This is a genomic window from Rosistilla oblonga, assembly GCF_007751715.1.
Taxonomy (GTDB): domain Bacteria; phylum Planctomycetota; class Planctomycetia; order Pirellulales; family Pirellulaceae; genus Rosistilla; species Rosistilla oblonga.
On record NZ_CP036292.1, the window covers coordinates 1053269 to 1070613 of the forward strand.

Consider the following 17345-nt stretch of genomic DNA (forward strand, 5'->3'; position numbering starts at 1 on the left):
AAGTTTATCGGCAGCGTCATTGTCGCGATTTGCGATCCCGATTAGCGGGGATTGCTGCGTCGTTCCACACGTGGTTCGCCCGGCCCCGTTTGACTCGATTGAGCTGCCAGCCGTTGCAGGTTCTGCCAAGCATCGGCGGCATGATTCGCTGGTGCGGATTCGGTTGCGGGCTCCGCCGGAACAGCAGTTTCCACTGGTTGTGCCGGGGTCGCTACCGTTGGTTGTGCTGCGGACGCTACCACCGGTTGTGCTGCGGGCACTGCCACCGGAGCTGCGTTAAACTTGCTGCCGGAATAGTCCGACCAGCGTCGTCCGAAGTTGTCTTTTCCCGATCCGGGAGCGACCAGGAAGACCATCCCCGCACCAAACAACAGGCCGGCGGTGATCGATCCCATCAACAACATCGTGTCGTTGGGGCCGACAGGTTTATCACCACTTTGTACCGGACCCAGCGGCGAGATCAAATCGATCGACAGCGCCGCCTGACGCGATGCTTCGGCTTCGTTCAGCGATGCTTCGGCGCGTTCGAGCAGGTTGGTGCGATGTCCAAAGTCGGACAACAGGTTGCTGTACGTGGTCCGCATTTCAGCCAGTTCGTTCAGGCGGTTGCTGAGTTCATCCTGCTTCTTCTGTAGTTTGGCAACGCGATCCGACGCAATGCGGATCTGCGGTTCCATCGACTCGATCGAAGCCTGGATCTCCTGAAGGATCTTGTCGAGAATCTCGCGCTGTGCGGTTTCGGCAGCTCGCATCTTGGGGTGGTTTGCAGTGTAAAGACTGCTCAACGAGGAAGCTGCCAGCTGGGCGTCGGTGTATCCGTCTTTCAGACGTTTCAGTGTTGGTTGGCTGGCCAGCAGTTCGCCGCCCGAAACCAGTAACTGATCGGGATCGGCTTGCCCACGTTTGAGCAACGCCTCGAGTTCGCGGAGTTTCTCGAGTTCCAGTTCGGCTTGCTGGGATTCCTTTTGCAGATCGGTAAGCACCCGCTGCGAATTGCCGCTACCGGCAAAGTTCTCAGTCAAAGAACGCAGTTCTCCCAAGTCGCTACCGACGCTGGTTTCCAATGCTTGCAGTTTTTTGTTGGCCTCTTGGCGATGAGCCGCAGCGAGGTCGCGGGAGTGCGTGAGTTCTTGGATTACGCCAGAAAAGCGGTCGGCGCGAATGTCGCGCATCGCATTGGTGAGCGCTTCGCGGACATAATTGCATAACTTTTCAGCCCGTTCCTGCGTGGTTTCCCGTGTTTCTAAATAGATCACTTCGGTCGCGCCGAACTCGGAACCCTTGGGAGGTCGCACGATAATTCGGCTCCTGGCATCGGCGATAAAATCTTGTGATGGCCCGTTTTCGAGCTCTGCCAGTTCGGGATCCAACCGCGTCAGCGCAGCCATCAGTACGTTGCGGTTGTTCGATAGTTCAAGCACCGTTTCCTGCGCCGCCTTGAGATCGGTTTGGCTGGCGAAGCGCCCCAAAAGATCTTGTTCACCGTGGGCTTCGTTGCGGATCACCAGCGATTGGCTGGCCGAATACGTGTCGACGCGAACGCGGGTGTACGCGTATCCCAGTCCAGCAAACAGGATCGTCGCGCCGGCCCATAGGGGCAGGTAGACACGAATGGTATGGAAAAGATGACGCCACGCGATGGGGGCTGCGCTGCCGGACATGATTCTAACTCTTCTATTCGACACCCAAGATTCAAAACGAAGCTGTTTGCAATACAACTTCTGTGGTAAGCCTAGGTTACAAATAGCGACAGTTCACTTTATGCATCGGCGCTGCTAAAACACCATCTCACCATGATGGTTCTTGTCGTGACCGTTGTGCGAATTATCCGACCTTTCCGCAACAAGCCGTTTTCCAAAATGGATGATCCCGATCTCGATGACAATTTCGAACCGCCAGTTCTGGAGTCGTCGGACCGCTTTTTTATGGCAGCTGTCGGATTTGAAGTTGGCCTAGGGGTTGTCGCTGTTGTCGTGGGGAGTTTTTTGGGCCCGAGAGCCAATGAATTGGTCCCGCCGCTTTCCGATGTGTGGGCAATTTTGTGGGGAGTTGGATTGGGGGCACTGTTGGCGCTGCCGATGGTCGCCATGGTCCAGGGGCTGCAGAAGTTGAGAATTCCGCAGGTCGAAGAAATCAATCGCTTGGGACGCGATCGGATGTTGCCCCTGATGGAGAATCTGTCCAACTGGGAGCTAGCGATTCTCTCGATTTGTGCCGGAGTCGGCGAGGAAATGCTGTTTCGCGGCTGGCTGCAGACGTGGATCACCGGCAGTGAATCGGAGTGGAGCGTTACTTCGATGGCGATCGGTATTTTTGTGGCATCGCTGGTCTTCGGATTGGCGCACGCAATCACCAAACTTTATGTGATCGTTGTCTTCGCGATGGGGATTCTGTTCGGAATCATGTTGGTGGCGACCGGGAATTTATTGGTTCCCATCGCGGCCCACGCGGTGTTCGACTTTATCCAGTTGAAGCTTGCCGTGAGCGAGTTGAAAAAAGAAGCCGCCGGCGGCGAAGTCTCCGCGCCAAAATAATCTCGGCTACGCCAGCAGCTGGTGAAGGTAGTTCTTCAATCCAGTCATTTGGTCGGGCGGAGAGCCGGGCCCCAAAATCATCGGCCCATCTTCGGCCGCCGGTCGCAATCCGTGACTGCCCCGAACAAGCGATGGATCCAGCGGGATCACATCCATTTTGTATCGCATCCCCATCTTCTTCTGCGCTAATCGCAATCCTGCTCGCGCTTTGGATGTGATAAATAATTCGCAAGGGTCGTAACCAGGTTTGCGATGGATGTCGACACACCGCGCGAAATCGGGAGCCTGGGAATCTTCCAGCCAATAATAATAGGCAAACCAGGCGTCGGGATCCGACATCGCGATCAATTCGCCGCTGCGCGGATGGTCCAACTGAAGATCGCCGGGGGGAACGACGCTGGCAATTCCATCGATCGATTCGAGAAGTTTGCGGGCTTCATCGAGGACCGATCGGTCGTTGACATATATATGAGCAAGTTGGTGGTCGACGACAGCAAAGGCTCGCGATTCACCGGGCATCAACATCTCGCCGAATGGCCCGTTCCGAACACTCAACATTCCCGCCCGCCGCAAATGTTGATTGATCATCACCGCTTTATTGACGGGAACCAGCCCATATTCGGAAACGACAACTACCTGGGCACCGATATCTTCAGCTGCATCGATCACTTCCCCGGCGCAAGCGTCGACTTCGGCGACTCGCTGCGGATCGTGATCGGGAAATCTTTGGTAGTCGTAGTCGAGGTGAGGTAGGTAGACCATCGAAAGTTGGGGCTTCTGCTTCCGCATCACCGCCGCGGTCGCTCGAGCGATCCACTGCGACGATGCCAGTCCAGCACCCGGACCCCAGAATGCGAAAAAGGGGAACGGTCCCAACTGATCAGTCAGTTTGCAGTCGGTGAAATCCAAAACGTCAAAGGCTTTGGATCCATCGCAACCGTAATGCGGTTTCGGTGTGCAGCTCCAGCGAACAGGGGCAGCTTGATTGAACCACCAAAACATCTTGGCGGTTTCAACACCTTCGTAAAACTTCTCGCCTTGGATCAGTCCGTTGTGTTGCTGCCAAAAACGAATCTCGGCTGTGTCTCGAAAATACCAACCGTTGCCAACGATACCGTGATCTCGTGGCGGCAGTCCGGTCAACATTGTCGCCTGCGAAGTGCAGGTGACCGCTGGAAATGGGCTCTGCCAAGGCAGAGCGGAGCCGAGTTGCGAAATCCGCGGCGCGTGAGCCGCCAGACGTGGGGTTAAGCCGACGACATTGATGAGACAGACGCGATTCAATTTGCTAGATACCTGGGACTGCGGAACTGAAGCCGAACCGGATGAAGGTTTTGATGGTTCCCAAAGTATAGGTCAGCGGCGTCTCTTCAACACTCACCAAGTCGTTAGGAGCCAGTCGGAGGTTCGCGGGTCCCCCCTTCATGGCGTCACGGATCGAAGCTTCGATCACGACCTCCGAATCATCGGGACGCTTGCGAATGATTTTAACTTTGTCTGCCAGCGACTCGCTCAAACCGCCGGCTTGGCTGATCGCATCCATCAACCGCATATCCCCATCTTTGGGCATCTCGATCATGTCGGATTGGCGAACCAATCCCGTCACGTTGATATAGCGTTCCGGTTTCTCGTAAATCATCACCACGCTACCGTCGACCAGTTGTCGATGGTTCTCGGGGACTTCGTCTAACCGCAACAGGTCGAGTTCGAACTGATCGGGAACCGGCGGTGGGACGGGGGCGTTGGGGTACGCCACCTGTTGGGTTTGGGCCATCGCAGCCAACCGGACGCCGGTCCCAGGTGGATGGCGGATCTGCGCGATCGTATTTGCGTTTTCGCTGAAACCTTCCGCCATGCTAATCGCGGTCATAAGATCGCTTCCGCCGGCGGGCAGTTCATAAGTTTGTGGTTTGTTGACGGCTCCCAAGACCGTGACGTGGTGCGCACGGCGTTGTTCGATGCGCAGCGTGACGTTGGGCGAAACGTAAACCCCGCGTCGAACCGATTCAAACGCGAGCAGTTTTTCGGCATCGGTCAATCGCATCCCGGCGACGGCGACCGGGCCAACAAGCGGAACATTGAGTGAACCGTCTTCGGCGACACGGAGCGTCCATTCGGGTGGCTTCTCCTGTTCGATGCCGGTTGCCACGGTGAGGATCACCGCATCGCCGGGGGTAAGCCGGTCGGCGGGTTGAACCGTACCGGCGAGCGCCGTCATGTCGATCTTTTTGGCGTTAACCGTTTTCGGTGCTGCCAGCTGCTGGGGCAAGTTCGAAGCTTGGTAGTTCGCGGTCGAACTACAGCCGATCAAGCCGGCCAGACCGAGCCAGACCGATAGAAAGAGAGCCAGAGATTTCATGAAAATGGAGTCCGTTCCATTGAAAGCCAATTCCTTGCGCAGATCAACTCGCAAGGTGGAATGTCGATCAACCTATATAGGTAGAAACGCTGGCTCAGCGAAACCCCGATCCCGTCAACCCCGAAAGGTTTTTCGCAATAGAAGGGGTGGAACCCCGGAAGCGATTCGATGGCTGGCGGGACAAACGGCCGTGTGACTCAGAAATCGGAGCTCGCCCGGTAATGGGAGCCGTTCGGAGGCAAGATGGCAGAAGTCTGAAGTACAAACGAAAAAAAGCCTGCTGAGCAAATTAATGCTCAGCAGGCTTTTTAAATAACCCGGCGATACCTACTTTCACGTTGGTATACACTATCATCGGCTCGAAAAGCTTAACTACTGTGTTCGGGATGGGAACAGGTGTGACCTTTTCGATATGGTCGCCGGAAAAGATTTGCTGCAGGTATTTCACCACAGCAAACCTGAATTCTGGTAATTGGTAGAAGATCATCTAGATCCGTGTCGTTGACAGGATCCTAAAACGTTGTTGCGAGTGCAAGATATCGATGGTCAAGCCTTCGTCCGTTAGTACTGGTTAGCTAAACACGTTACCATGCTTACACATCCAGCCTATCAACCTGGTAGTCTTCCAGGGGACTCTCGTCACAAGTGACATACGAAACCTAATCTTGGGTCGGGCTTCACGCTTAGATGCTTTCAGCGTTTATCCGTTCCGAAGTTAGCTATCCAGCCGTGCCGCTAGCGCGACAACTGGTACACCAGAGCTTCGTCCAACCAAATCCTCTCGTACTAAAGTTGAACACCCTCAAGTTTCGAACGCCCACGGCAGATAGGGACCGACCTGTCTCACGACGGTCTGAACCCAGCTCACGTACCACTTTCATTGGCGAACAGCCAAACCCTTGGGAGCTTCTTCACCCCCAGGATGTGATGAGCCGACATCGAGGTGCCAAACCGCATCGCCGCTATGGACGCTCGGATGCGATAAGCCTGTTATCCCCGGAGTACCTTTTATCTGTTGAGCTATAACCCTTCCATACGGGATTACAGGATCACTAAGACCTACTTTCGTACCTGCTCGACTTATGGGTCTCGCAGTCAAGCACGCTTCTAACTTTACTCTCTTCGCCTGATTGCCGTCCAGGCTGAGCGTACCATTGCACTCCTCCGTTACTCTTTGGGAGGAGACCGCCCCAGTCAAACTGCCCAACTGACATTGTCCCTCGCTCTGATTCAAGAGTCGAGGTTAGAACTAAAGCATAACCAGGGTGGTATTTCAAGGACGGCTCCTCCGACACTAGCGTGCCGGTCTCATAGCCTCCCACCTATCCTACACAAATTATACCTCAGCCCAATATCAGCCTGCAGTAAAGGTTCACGGGGTCTTTCCGTCTAACCGCGGGTATGTGGCATCTTCACCACAACTACAATTTCACCGGGTCGGTGGTTGAGACAGTGCTCAAATCGTTACGCCTTTCATGCAGGTCGGAACTTACCCGACAAGGAACTTCGCTACCTTAGGACCCTCATAGTTAGGGCCGCCGTTTACTGGGGCTTCGGTCGCCAGCTTCTCCCCGAAGGGATAACCGTCTTCCTTAACCTACCAGCACCGGGCAGGCGTCAGTCTCTATACATCCACTTGCGTGTTAGCAGAGACCTGTGTTTTTGATAAACAGTCGTTAGAGCCGATTTTCTGTGGCCTACTTGCGTAGGCGCCCCTTATCGCGAACTTACGGGGCCATTTTGCAGAGTTCCTTAACCACCGTTCTCCCGAGCGCCTTAGACTACTCGTCTCACCTACCTGTGTCAGTTTTAGTACGGTCACGTCGCTTCAAAGCTAGGAGCTTTTCTTGGACGTCCTTCCAGAGACTTCGAGAACTTAAATGCTCTCGGCCGACAACCTTGACTTGTGACAGGTTATTTAATCCCCATCATCTCAGTTGCCTTCACGGACATATCTAGTCGTACCGCTCTCATTCCGGACGCCGTCCCTCCATCACTCCACGACATGGCATAGGAATATTGACCTATTCTCCATCGTCTACGCCTTTCGGCCTCGACTAAGGTACCGGCTAACCCTGGGCGGATTTACCTTCCCCAGGAAACCTTAGGTTTTCGGCGAGCAGGATTCTCACCTGCTTTATCGTTACTCATTCCGGCATAATCACCCGATGACCCCGAGACCGCTCGTTACCGTACGGCTTGTATCTGATCATCGGCGCTCTCCTACCGCTCTAATCCGAAGATTAGAACCCGTTGCTTCGGTATAATACTTACTCCCGTTCATTATCGGCGCAGAAATGCTCGACCGGTAAGCTGTTACGCACTTTTTAAATGGTGGCTGCTTCTAAGCCAACATCCCGGCTGTCACGGCACTTCAACTTCCTTAGTGACTTAGTATTATTTAGGGACCTTAGCAGACGATCTGGGTTGTTTCCCTCTCGACCGCGGAGCTTATCCCCCGCGGACTGACTGCCGAGATAGTTCTATCGGTATTCGGAGTTTGGTTCAGTGAGGTACCCCGGGAAGGGCCCCCATCCGATTCAGTATCTCTACCCCCGATAGATAGTGGCTCGACGCTATCCCTCAAGATATTTCGGAGAGAACGAGCTATCTGCTGGTTTGATTACACTTTCAGTCCTCCCCACAAGTCATCCCCTCGGTTTTCAACCCAAGTGGGTTCGGTCCTCCACGCAGTTTAACCCGCGCTTCAACCTGCTCATGGGTAGATCACACAGCTTTCGCGTCTGCAGCACACGACTAACGCCCTATTAAGACTTGGTTTCCCTCTGGCTACGTCCCGTAAAGACTTAACCTGCCGTATACCACAACTCGCCGGATCATTATGCAAAAGGCACGCCGTCACCCGTGGCTAGGCCATAGGGCTCCGACCGCTTGTAAGCACATGGTTTCAGGTTCACTTTCCTCCCCTAGAAGGGGTTCTTCTCATCATTCAGTCACCCTACTGATTCACTATCGGTCGTTAAGGAGTATTTAGCCTTACGAGATGGTCCTCGTCGATTCAACCGGGGTTTCACGTGACCCGGCCTACTCAGGTGCTTCTACTGTGAGACAACATTTTTGTGTACGGGACTGTCACCCTCTATGGTCGGTCTTTCCAAGCCGTTCCACTAACACGTCTCAATCAGATATTGAAGTCCTACAACCCCGTGAGGGAAACCCTCGCGGTTTGGGCTATTCCGCTTTCGCTCGCCGCTACTGACGGAATCGATTTTTCTTTCTCTTCCTCTGGTTACTTAGATGTTTCAGTTCACCAGGTTGGATAGGGTATCCCGGGATCATCGTTTGTTTGTCAACTTCCCCAGGCTTTTCGCAGACTTCCACGCCCAATCTCTTAACGCCAAGACATCCCCCATGTGCCCTTAGTAGCTTGACCACCGAAATCTCGAACTCGCTAGACATCGCTCTCGGAAGAGTTTTGTTTTCGCAAACACAAGGCTTCAGGGTATCTACCAACGATAAATATTTGCTGCTCTTGTGATACCATGTTTGCAACGAGCTCTAACGTGAGGTTCGTTACTTGCAGTGGTATCAACGCTTCAGAAAAACATTGTCAGTGACTATGTTAACCAACTTAAAAGGATTTAAGTCAGCAACATAGAACTGTGGTGTTCTATTAGATGCCTTCTACCAATCAACCAAAATGTCAAAGATCGGACGCACTTAAGTCTAGCAAATGCGTTTAATTGTTTCTGATTGCCATTCGAAGCTGACATTTGTCAGTGTTTCGTTTGGCGTGTCAGGTGAGTCGAAAGTTTACAGTTGGTGGCGTTTGTCGTCAACAGCTGTTTTAAGTTTTCAACAAGTTTGTTTTTTTCAACGTTTGTTGTTTTGGCAACAACAAGTAGTTGAAAAGGTTATCAAGCGGCTGATGTTTTAGCAACAGTCGTTTGAAATTTCCAGTGGAGGTGAACGGACTTGAACCGATGACCCCCTGCGTGCAAAGCAGGTGCTCTCCCAACTGAGCTACACCCCCTGGATCTTTGCGAGGCGGAATTAGAATCGATGTCGCGGTTTAGTGCAAGGCCTGATTCAAATTTTTTCGTCTCGCTGAAGTTGTTTCGGCATTCGAGTGGTGAAAGCTTTAACAATTCAGTGGGTGTACCAAGATTCGAACTTGGGACCTCATCGTTATCAGCGATGCGCTCTAACCAACTGAGCTATACACCCTCGAAGCCGGACAAGCCGCCAATGTTTGGCTGCTCACCGTTGCTTCAACGATCCAAAGTTTACGCAGTCGGAGGCCGCTGTCAAACGGGCTTCGCATCAAATTTGAAAAATGGAACACAAGTTGCTTTGCGTTCGTCGTTCAAACTCGATGCTGTAACTATCGGACGGTTAGTGGCAGCAACTTGAATCGACATTCCCATGAAGTTGCATTTCTCGGTAAATTCAAGCGATGGAGTAACTGAAGTCACGCGCGACCAACAAAGGAATCGCTATGTTTAAGAGTTGTTTTGAAAGGACGGCGGCATCGCTGATCGGCCTATGTTTTTTTGCCGGCAGCTCGGTTGCTGCGGACCCGAGTGCAAAAGATGCCCTCAGCGATGCGATCTCCCCGGTGCAAAAGGATGTCGATTACGCTCGGGTGAAAGCCGATGAAATCGCCGATTGCCGGGTGCAGAGCACGAAAGAGTCCGGCTGGGCGGGATGGTATGTGTTGGGCCCCTCGGGCGAGAAGCTGCGTCGGTTCGCCGATACTAATAATGACAAACAGATCGACCTGTGGTGCTATTACCTCGGTGGCGTCGAAGTCTATCGCGACATCGACTCGGATTTTAATGGCAAAGCCGACCAGTATCGCTGGCTCGGAACCGCCGGTTCGCGTTGGGGAATCGACAAAGACGAAGATGGCACTGTCGATTCGTGGAAATCGATCTCAGCCGAAGAGACGACGCAGGAGTTGATCCGCGCGATCGCGACCAAAGACGCTCAGCGGTTTAACCGTCTAATGTTAAGTTCGGCCGAGCTGGACCAGATCGATCTGCCGAGCGAAATGTCGGGGCGACTGGAACGCAAGCTGGGCGACGCCAAGTCGGGATTCCAGACGCTTGTCAATAAACAGACCTCGATCGGTTCGGGAGCGAAGTGGCAGCACTTTATTGCTTCGCAGCCCGGCGCGGTGACTCAGGTGGTCAGCAACGACTCCGACCAGGATCTGCTGGTCTATGAAAATGTCGTCGCGATGTACGAAGGGGATACCGCTGGAAAAGCGGGCCAGTTGTTGGTTGGGACGCTGGTTCGCGTCGGCAACGCGTGGCGCGTGATCGATGTCCCTCAGTTGTTGGACAATAATGAAGGGGTTGCTCAGAACGGCGGCTTTTTCTTCTCGGCTCCTGGCGCGGCGCCTAATATGCCGGCCGAGAGCGTGGCTGGGAACGAGAGCATGCAAAAGTTGGTCGCTCAGATGGAGTCGATCGAGGAAAAGCTGCGATCGGCGAGTTCGGCCGCGGCCAAGTCGGCTCTCTATGACGACCAAGCCAAGGTTTTGGAGGCGTTGATCTCCAGCGCTCGCGATGCCAACGAATCGGGGATGTGGATTCGCCAGATGGCTGAAACGATCAGTGCGGCGATCCACGGTGGCGAATACGAAAACGGATTGGTCCGGCTGGATCGGCTGCGTCGTTCGATTCCCGCAGCCAATAAAGAGCTCGCTGCGTTTGTGACGTTTGAATACATCAACGCCGATTACGGCCTGAAGCTGCAGAAGCCCGATGCCGACTTTGCCAAGATTCAGGAGGAGAAGATCAAAGCGTTGACCGATTTCGTCGCCGAATATCCAACCTCCGACGAATCGGCCAAAGCGATGATGGATCTGGCGCTCAGCAAAGAGTTCGAGAACGAAGACAAGGCTGCGGTCGCTTGGTATGGCAAGGTGATCGCAAACTTTGCTTCGTCCCCCGAAGCCGCCAAGGCGCAAGGTGCGATTCGCCGGCTCGATGCGATCGGCAATACGCTGCCCCTTAAAGGAACCACGATCGATGGCCGTGCTTTTGATCTGAGTCGCTACCGCGGTCGGCCGGTCGTGATCCATTACTGGGCCACGTGGTGCGAGACATGCAAGCAGGACATGAAATTGTTCCGCAAGTTGCAGGCTCAATACGCTAAGGAAAACGTCGAGTTCATCGGAATCAACGTCGATACGGTCAAATCGTCGGCGCAGGACTACCTTCGCGAAAACGCGTCGGTCGTGAACTGGCCGCAATTGTTCGACGAAGGAGGACTCGAATCGAGCCCGCTGGCGAACATTTTGGGCGTACAAACGTTGCCGACGACAATCGTGATCGACAAGCAGGGCAAAATTGCCAAAACAAATGTGATCGCGACCGAATTGGAAGACGAAATCAAGAGTATCGTTCGCTGATCGGATACTTGACCAGTAGCCCCAAGTTTTCTAGCTTAGTCGACCGAAGGAGTGCTTGGTGCCGAAGCGATCGACACCAAGCGACGCCCTTTGAGAAAGAGTTTGAGCTGCAGCCGATTTGCTGCGGCTCGATCAACTGCCCGATGGTGTAATTGGCAACACAGTGGATTCTGGTTCCATCATTCTAGGTTCAAGTCCTAGTCGGGCAACTTTGATTGGATGAGCCGCTTGCCGGCAAGCCCGAATAACCTCAGCTTTTGCTGGGGTTTTTTTATGCAGTTCCGCTCCGTGGCGCGTCGCACCATCGCTGCGGAAAGCGGCTCCCAGCTTCAGATTCTCCGTCGCAATCGCTTCCGTTTCGCGTGGGCACTCCCCTGCCCTGCGGCTTTTCGCGGTCGTCGCGCAGGCTGGCAGCTACTGCAGTGCGAGCTGCAGCCATTGGCGGGCCTGCTGCCGATAGCGACTCTCTCGGTGCATCCAAAGGTCCATGTGTGGATGCAGATAGGGACCTTCGGGGATCGCGAACAATTGTTTGGTCGGCACGTCGAGGAACGTGAACGCGGCCAGGTCGAGATGATCGATCAAGTAGTTGTCGCGGATCGCGCTGGCCCGCGTGCTGCTGACTAAAACGGGGCGGCCGCGGAGGCGGGCCAATCGCTGCAGCGCCGATTCGCGGTCGCTGTCGGGATAATTCCATTGCCGCTCGCCGTCAAAGTGGTCGTGGGTGAACATCCCTTTCCAAAAGCTGGCGATTTCATCATCGGCGAGTCCGATGTAGCTAGCCGCGATCGCGCCGCGTGAGAATCCGCAGATGAACAGATTCTCGAGGTCGCCGCCGAATTCAGCGCACACGCGAGGCAGGTTCGTCTTGCAGTAGTCGACCGTCGCTTGGCGATCGCCCCACCAGGTCACCGCGTTCTCTTGCCCGCCAGCTGCGACGCAGGGCATGACTACCCAGATGAATCCTTCGCCACCGCTGATCCCATATCCGAGGTTCGCATCTTTCACTTGCCCGGTGGAATGCGACGGCGGGAATTTGTTGCCGGTGTATTCGACGATCACCGGATATCGGCCGCCAGGCTTCCAATCGACGGGCAGGTACAAAGCGTGATGGACGTTTGTGCCAGCATATTCCGCAGCGACTTGGCGGACTCGTCTACCAGCCGCGGGTGAACCGTCTTCCATCGCAGGAGTGATCAGATCGCCGTTTGATCCCGCTGCCAAGCCGGCTCCGCAGACCGCGACGAGCCAAACGATGGACGTAATCCGTGCACGCAACTGAAAACTCCAAATTGCTCGGCGAATCGGTAGCTTAAACGCAGATCGACGGGGCGTCTCTTTGAGTAATACACCGCTTCGGCCGGCTTAACGCGTCGACTTCGCCTTCAACCAGCTGGCGTATTCTTCGACGGTGATCCGAGCGTCTTTGTTGGCGTCTGCGGGGGAGATGTCCAACAGCATGTCCTTCCATTCCGCCGCCGTCAGCACGCCGTCTTTGTTCTTGTCGCTGCGTTCGATGATCCGTTTGGCATAGCCAACATATTTGGGATCCAACGCGGCGCCGGAACCAGCGGCGGCAGGCGTTGCCGCGGCGGCCGGTTTGCTGGTGGTCGACGTCATCGCGGACTCCGAACGGGACGACGTGCTGGAACTGCTGGAGACGCTGCTTCCTGGCGACACTCCCGATTCGACGGCGCTGTAACATTCGCTGGCGGTGATCACGCCATCGGAATTGAGGTCGAATTTGAAGAAGTCGCTGATCAGATCGTCGTTCCAGACCGAAGCGTATTCGGCCATCATGACTTGCCCGTCGCGATTGCTATCGCGTTCATTGAACCAGCCGGGCAGGCCAGCATCGGATTCGGCAGCGATCCGGCGATAGGATTTCCGGCCGCCGAAGGGATCTTCGTCGCTGGCCGGTTTCTTTTCCGGTTCGCGCTTCGATTCCCTGCGACTACGTTCCTCCTTCACCTCCTCTTCGGCCACGCGTCGGCGGGCGTAGCGGACGGCAAGTTCCGCGGGGGAAAGGCGGCCGTCGCCGTTGCGGTCGAAGTCCAGCGGATTGCCGAACCAGTTTCCGCTCATCTCCTCTTTGTCGAGGTAGCCGTTTTTGTTGCGGTCGTAGCGTCCCATCCGTTCGGCTGCGGTTCGTTCATCGCCGGGAGTCACGCGGACGGCAAATAATTCACCCACGCTACCAAATCCTGGCACGGGATCGGCGGGAGCTTCGGGTTCGAACCCCATCACCAGCTGATCGACTTCCATCGCCTCATCGACTTCGCGGCGTTCTTGGTCGCGGTCTCTTCCGCGATCGCGATCGCTGCCACGGTCGCTGCCGCGCCCCGAATCACGCTGGCCGCGCATCTTTTCGAATCCCTGTTTCAACGCGTCCAACGAGATCGGTTTGGACGAATCGATCTTGGGATTCTCGCGAGCCATCCGGTCGATCATGTATTTCGCGGGGCCCTGCATTTCATCGGTATCGATCATACCGTTGCCGTTGCGATCGAGCCGGTCGATGAAGCTGGAGGGATCGCCTCCGCCTCGGCCACCACGCCCGCCGCGGTCACCACCTCGATCACCGCGGTCCCCACCACGATCGCCACCGCCTCGACCAAATGGCGGTTGAGACCATCCGTCGGAGGCGATGATGGCGAGCAGGCAAGCCAACGAACCGATGAGAGCTTGTCGAGAGAACATGCTGAAAATCCTAAGGGCAACAAAAAACTGGACGATCCCACAACCAAGGCGCAGGGCGCCACCGATTTTAACCCTGGTCGGGCCGCAGAGTTCCGAAATTGTGGCGGAGGAATTCGCTATTGCTGGCCGATGGCTGCATATTCGGGGGCGGGAGTGCTCTGCGGCGGTTGCAGCATCGCGAGCCCTTCGTCGATCGATTGCTCGATTTTCACTGCCAATTGCCGCACAAACGGATCGACCATCAGGCCGGCCGGGTAAGCTTCCATGCGGTGATATTCCGCTCCTTCGACAGCTTCCAGTTCCGCTCCGAGATGGCATTTGTAATCGCGGCGGGGCCGGAAATGGACGATCCGCCCCGGGTAGGGCTTGGGAACATACGCTTCGCAAATCGCGTCGTGCTGTCGCCACAGATCGGCCATGTTGACGGTCGCCCCGATCCGCCGCGGTTTCTTTTTCGAGAACAATCGCGCGATCGAACCCCGCCAAACCTTGGTGCGGACGCCCAGCGAGTGGAGCTTGGACGACAGGAACAGCCGTTTTTCCTGCGAGTTCAGCAGCAGGAAGTTCCGCAAATGGAATTCAACGCGTTGGCGGCCGTAGCTGAGTTTCGTCGCCGTGGTCGGATTGGTCGATGGAGCGGTCAGCCAGTTGTAGGTCTCGATCATTGCGAGCATCGCGACCTGTTCGCCAGCGGCGGTCAATTGTTGGGCGATCTCGAGCGCAACAGTGCCGCCGGAACAATAGCCGGCCAATAGATAGGGGCCGTGCGGTTGGACTTCGCGAATTTCCCGCACCAATCCGGCGGCAAACTCTTCCAACGTATCGGCGATCGGCAGCCCCAAGACGCCGGGCGAATTTAAGCCATACAGCGGCTGGTCTTCTCCCAAATGATCGGCCAACGCGTGATAGATCATCGTCAATCCATCGGCGGCGGGAGTGCAGAACAGCGGCGTGCGATCCCCTTCGGGCTGGATCTCGACGAGCGTCGAGATCCAAGAATCGCTGGCGGGCGAGCTGACCGCTGGTAAAGCGACGCTGCTAGCCTGCGTCGCTATCGACTTTTTTTTTTCGTCGGACTCGCAAACGTCCGACGCGGCAACGGGATCGGGGAAGAAACCGCCGCGGCGGATCTCCAAGCAGCTCTCCTGAACCGCATTGATCACGTGCGCGATATCTTCATCGGAATGTTCGGTCGAGAGGAAACAGTTGTCTCCCCAGCCGCGAGTGAAGACGCCGCGATCCAACATGTGGAAATACAACATGTCGGCGTATTCCAGATCGGGCGGGAACATGAATCGGAACTGCGAAGCGAATTGAGCGACGCGGATCGGGAACTGTTCGCGTTCAAAAAATGCGTTTAGCGTTTGGACCAGACGCGTCGTCTTGTCGGTCAGTTGTCGTTGCAGCGCGGGCCCTTCCTCTTTCAGCTTCATCAGCACTTGATGCGCCGCAGCCAAGCCCAGCGGGTGCCGGACAAATGTGCCGGCGAAGAAGGTCATGTCGGCTTCGGGTTCCGAATCGTCTTCGAACTTCCACGTGCCGCCATCCAGGGCATCCATGTATTTTCGCGAACCGGCCAACGCGCCGATCGGCATTCCGCCGCCGAGGATCTTGCCGTAGGTCGACATGTCGGCCCAGACATCGAACCATTCTTGAGCTCCGCCTTGAGCGGCTCGGAATCCGGTGATCACTTCGTCCATGATCATCGCCATGTTCTTTTCGCGAGTGATCCGGCGAATCGCTTGCAGGAATTCCTTGGGCTGCAAAAACGGATCGGCACTCTGGACCGGTTCGATCAGCACCGCGGCGATCTCATCGGATCGCTGTTCGAGCACCTGCAGGGCTTCGGGCGTTCCGTAATCCAGCACGATCGCGTTGTCGGCAAACGTTTGAGGGACTCCGGGAGCGGCGGGGGAGGAGATGCGGCGGTCGCCGATCCGGCTGGATCGACACAAGACTTGGTCGAAGTTGCCGTGGTAGTCCTTATTAAAGTAGACGAACTTCGATTTGCCGGTCACGGTGCGGGCCAATCGCAGCGCCGCCATGACAGCTTCGGAGCCGGTGCAGCAGAAGGTGGCGCGTTCTTTTCGCGAGAAGTCGCACAACAATTGAGCGACTTCGCCAGCGATCGCCGACTGCGGGCCAACTTCTACTCCGCGATCCAATTGTTCGTGCAACGCTTTGGTGACGAAGTCGGGTGATTGGCCGAACAGGTTCAATCCGAAGCCCATCGCGATGTCGACGTATTGGTTGCCGTCGATGTCCCACAGCTTGGAACCCTTGGAGCGTTCGACAGCGATCTGATAGACCATCGATTTCCAGATCCGGCGGTATCCCGCCACGCCGCGCGGATCGGCAAAGTGATCGCGGTGCGTTTGAGCGTGCTGACGCGATTTGGCGGTCCGCCGCGTGAAGCGGTCCATGAATTGATTCAGGTGCTGTTGCTGTTGGTCGGTCAAACCGTTGTTGGTCCCTTTGCGAACCGGTTTGTAGGGACCAAAGCGTTCGAATTTGTTGACAGGCTTGGGAGCCGGGGCGATCGCCGCGGGAGCGTCGCTAGCGCAAGCTTGCCCGTTGTTAGACGCGCAGCTTTGGCTGGCGCCGGCGTCGACGGCAGTTGGCGACGGGGCGGGGGCTGCCGGTGCGGCGGCGATCGGTTGTGATGCGGGCTGCGGCGCCGCGATGGGCTGCGGCGCGGGAATCGTTGCCGCCGGCATCACGGGGCTGGCGGGCATTGGTTGCCCGGTGAGCATCGCCAAATGAGAAGCCATCAATGCGTTGTGTTGCAGGATGATCTGTTCGACTCCGCTGACGCTGGCCACGGGGCCGCTGTAGGTGACCGGTGCGGCAGGGGCTGCGATCGGAGTGACGGGTGTCGCTGGCAACGGTTGCGGTGGCGTTGGGATCATCGCCGCGGCGGGTTGCGGCGGCGCTACCGCGGCAACCACAGGAGCCGTCGGCGCGGCTGGTTGTGCTTCGACCACCGGGGCTGCAGGTGTCGCCACAGGTTCCGGTTGTGGTGTTGGTTCCGCGACTGGTTCTGCGGCGGCAGGGTGGGTGACTGGTGCCGGCATTTCGGGAGCGGGAGCTGCTGCGGGGGCAGGCATTTGATCGACCAAGTGGGCGATCAACGCATCGACCGACGTGACCTCTTCGATCAACTGGCGGAACGAGACCTTGACCGAAAACCGCTGCTTGATCTCTTGGCTCAATTGGATCAGGAACAACGAATCGAAGCCGAGTTCCATGAAGGTCGCGTCGCGATCGAGATCTGCGATTGCATAACCGGTCCGCTCGCGCAGCAGTGTCGAAAGCGTGTTTTCAACGTGGGTAAAACCGGGGTCAAGTCGATCCATTGCTATTCTCGAGA

At 56.0% G+C, this 17345-nt stretch carries 8 protein-coding genes, 3 tRNA genes and 2 rRNA genes; 3 read left to right on the plus strand and 10 right to left on the minus strand.

Features of this window, described 5'->3' with window-relative positions; genetic code table 11:
* Positions 1 to 41 precede the first annotated feature (41 nt).
* Positions 42 to 1661 carry a GumC domain-containing protein gene (locus tag CA51_RS03745; RefSeq protein ID WP_145117925.1) on the minus strand — a complete coding sequence of 540 codons (1620 nt, stop codon included), beginning with the start codon at positions 1659 to 1661 and terminating at the stop codon, positions 42 to 44.
* A gap of 132 nt (positions 1662 to 1793) precedes the next feature.
* On the opposite strand from CA51_RS03745, the gene CA51_RS03750 reads away from it, so the two are divergent.
* Positions 1794 to 2534: a CPBP family intramembrane glutamic endopeptidase gene (locus tag CA51_RS03750; RefSeq protein WP_145117926.1), complete on the plus strand. Its 741-nt coding sequence runs from the start codon at positions 1794 to 1796 to the stop codon at positions 2532 to 2534.
* A gap of 6 nt (positions 2535 to 2540) precedes the next feature.
* On the opposite strand, the gene CA51_RS03755 is transcribed toward CA51_RS03750, so the two are convergent.
* The 6 genes from CA51_RS03755 to CA51_RS03780 form a co-directional block, all read right to left on the minus strand.
* Positions 2541 to 3818 (minus strand): alkaline phosphatase family protein, encoded by a 1278-nt coding sequence (locus tag CA51_RS03755; protein WP_145117929.1) that lies wholly within the window; start codon positions 3816 to 3818, stop codon positions 2541 to 2543.
* 4 nt (positions 3819 to 3822) lie between these two features.
* The gene (locus tag CA51_RS03760; protein ID WP_145117931.1) at positions 3823 to 4893 is read right to left on the minus strand and encodes an SLBB domain-containing protein; all 1071 of its coding nucleotides are present in this window, start codon (positions 4891 to 4893) and stop codon (positions 3823 to 3825) included.
* Between the two features lie 315 nt (positions 4894 to 5208).
* Positions 5209 to 5317 (minus strand): 5S ribosomal RNA (gene rrf / locus CA51_RS03765).
* Between the two features lie 118 nt (positions 5318 to 5435).
* Positions 5436 to 8287, minus strand: a 23S ribosomal RNA gene (locus CA51_RS03770).
* Positions 8288 to 8814: 527 nt separating this feature from the next.
* A tRNA-Ala gene (locus CA51_RS03775) sits at positions 8815 to 8887 on the minus strand.
* Between the two features lie 120 nt (positions 8888 to 9007).
* Positions 9008 to 9081: transfer RNA gene (locus CA51_RS03780), tRNA-Ile, on the minus strand.
* Between the two features lie 271 nt (positions 9082 to 9352).
* Here CA51_RS03780 and CA51_RS03785 point away from each other — a divergent pair.
* Positions 9353 to 11275 (plus strand): TlpA disulfide reductase family protein, encoded by a 1923-nt coding sequence (locus tag CA51_RS03785; RefSeq protein WP_145117933.1) that lies wholly within the window; start codon positions 9353 to 9355, stop codon positions 11273 to 11275.
* A gap of 137 nt (positions 11276 to 11412) precedes the next feature.
* Positions 11413 to 11484 (plus strand) — tRNA-Gln (locus CA51_RS03790).
* A 205-nt stretch (positions 11485 to 11689) separates the two neighbouring features.
* On the opposite strand, the gene CA51_RS03795 is transcribed toward CA51_RS03790, so the two are convergent.
* The 3 genes from CA51_RS03795 to CA51_RS03810 form a co-directional block, all read right to left on the minus strand.
* On the minus strand, positions 11690 to 12553 hold the full coding sequence (locus tag CA51_RS03795) for an alpha/beta hydrolase family protein (RefSeq protein WP_197451576.1): 864 nt from the start codon (positions 12551 to 12553) through the stop codon (positions 11690 to 11692).
* 87 nt (positions 12554 to 12640) lie between these two features.
* Positions 12641 to 13975, minus strand: coding sequence for an EF-hand domain-containing protein (locus tag CA51_RS03800; RefSeq protein WP_197451577.1), 1335 nt, complete (start codon positions 13973 to 13975; stop codon positions 12641 to 12643).
* A gap of 116 nt (positions 13976 to 14091) precedes the next feature.
* Complete coding sequence (locus tag CA51_RS03810) at positions 14092 to 17331, minus strand: aminotransferase class III-fold pyridoxal phosphate-dependent enzyme (RefSeq protein ID WP_145117937.1); 3240 nt, start codon at positions 17329 to 17331, stop codon at positions 14092 to 14094.
* Positions 17332 to 17345 lie beyond the last annotated feature (14 nt).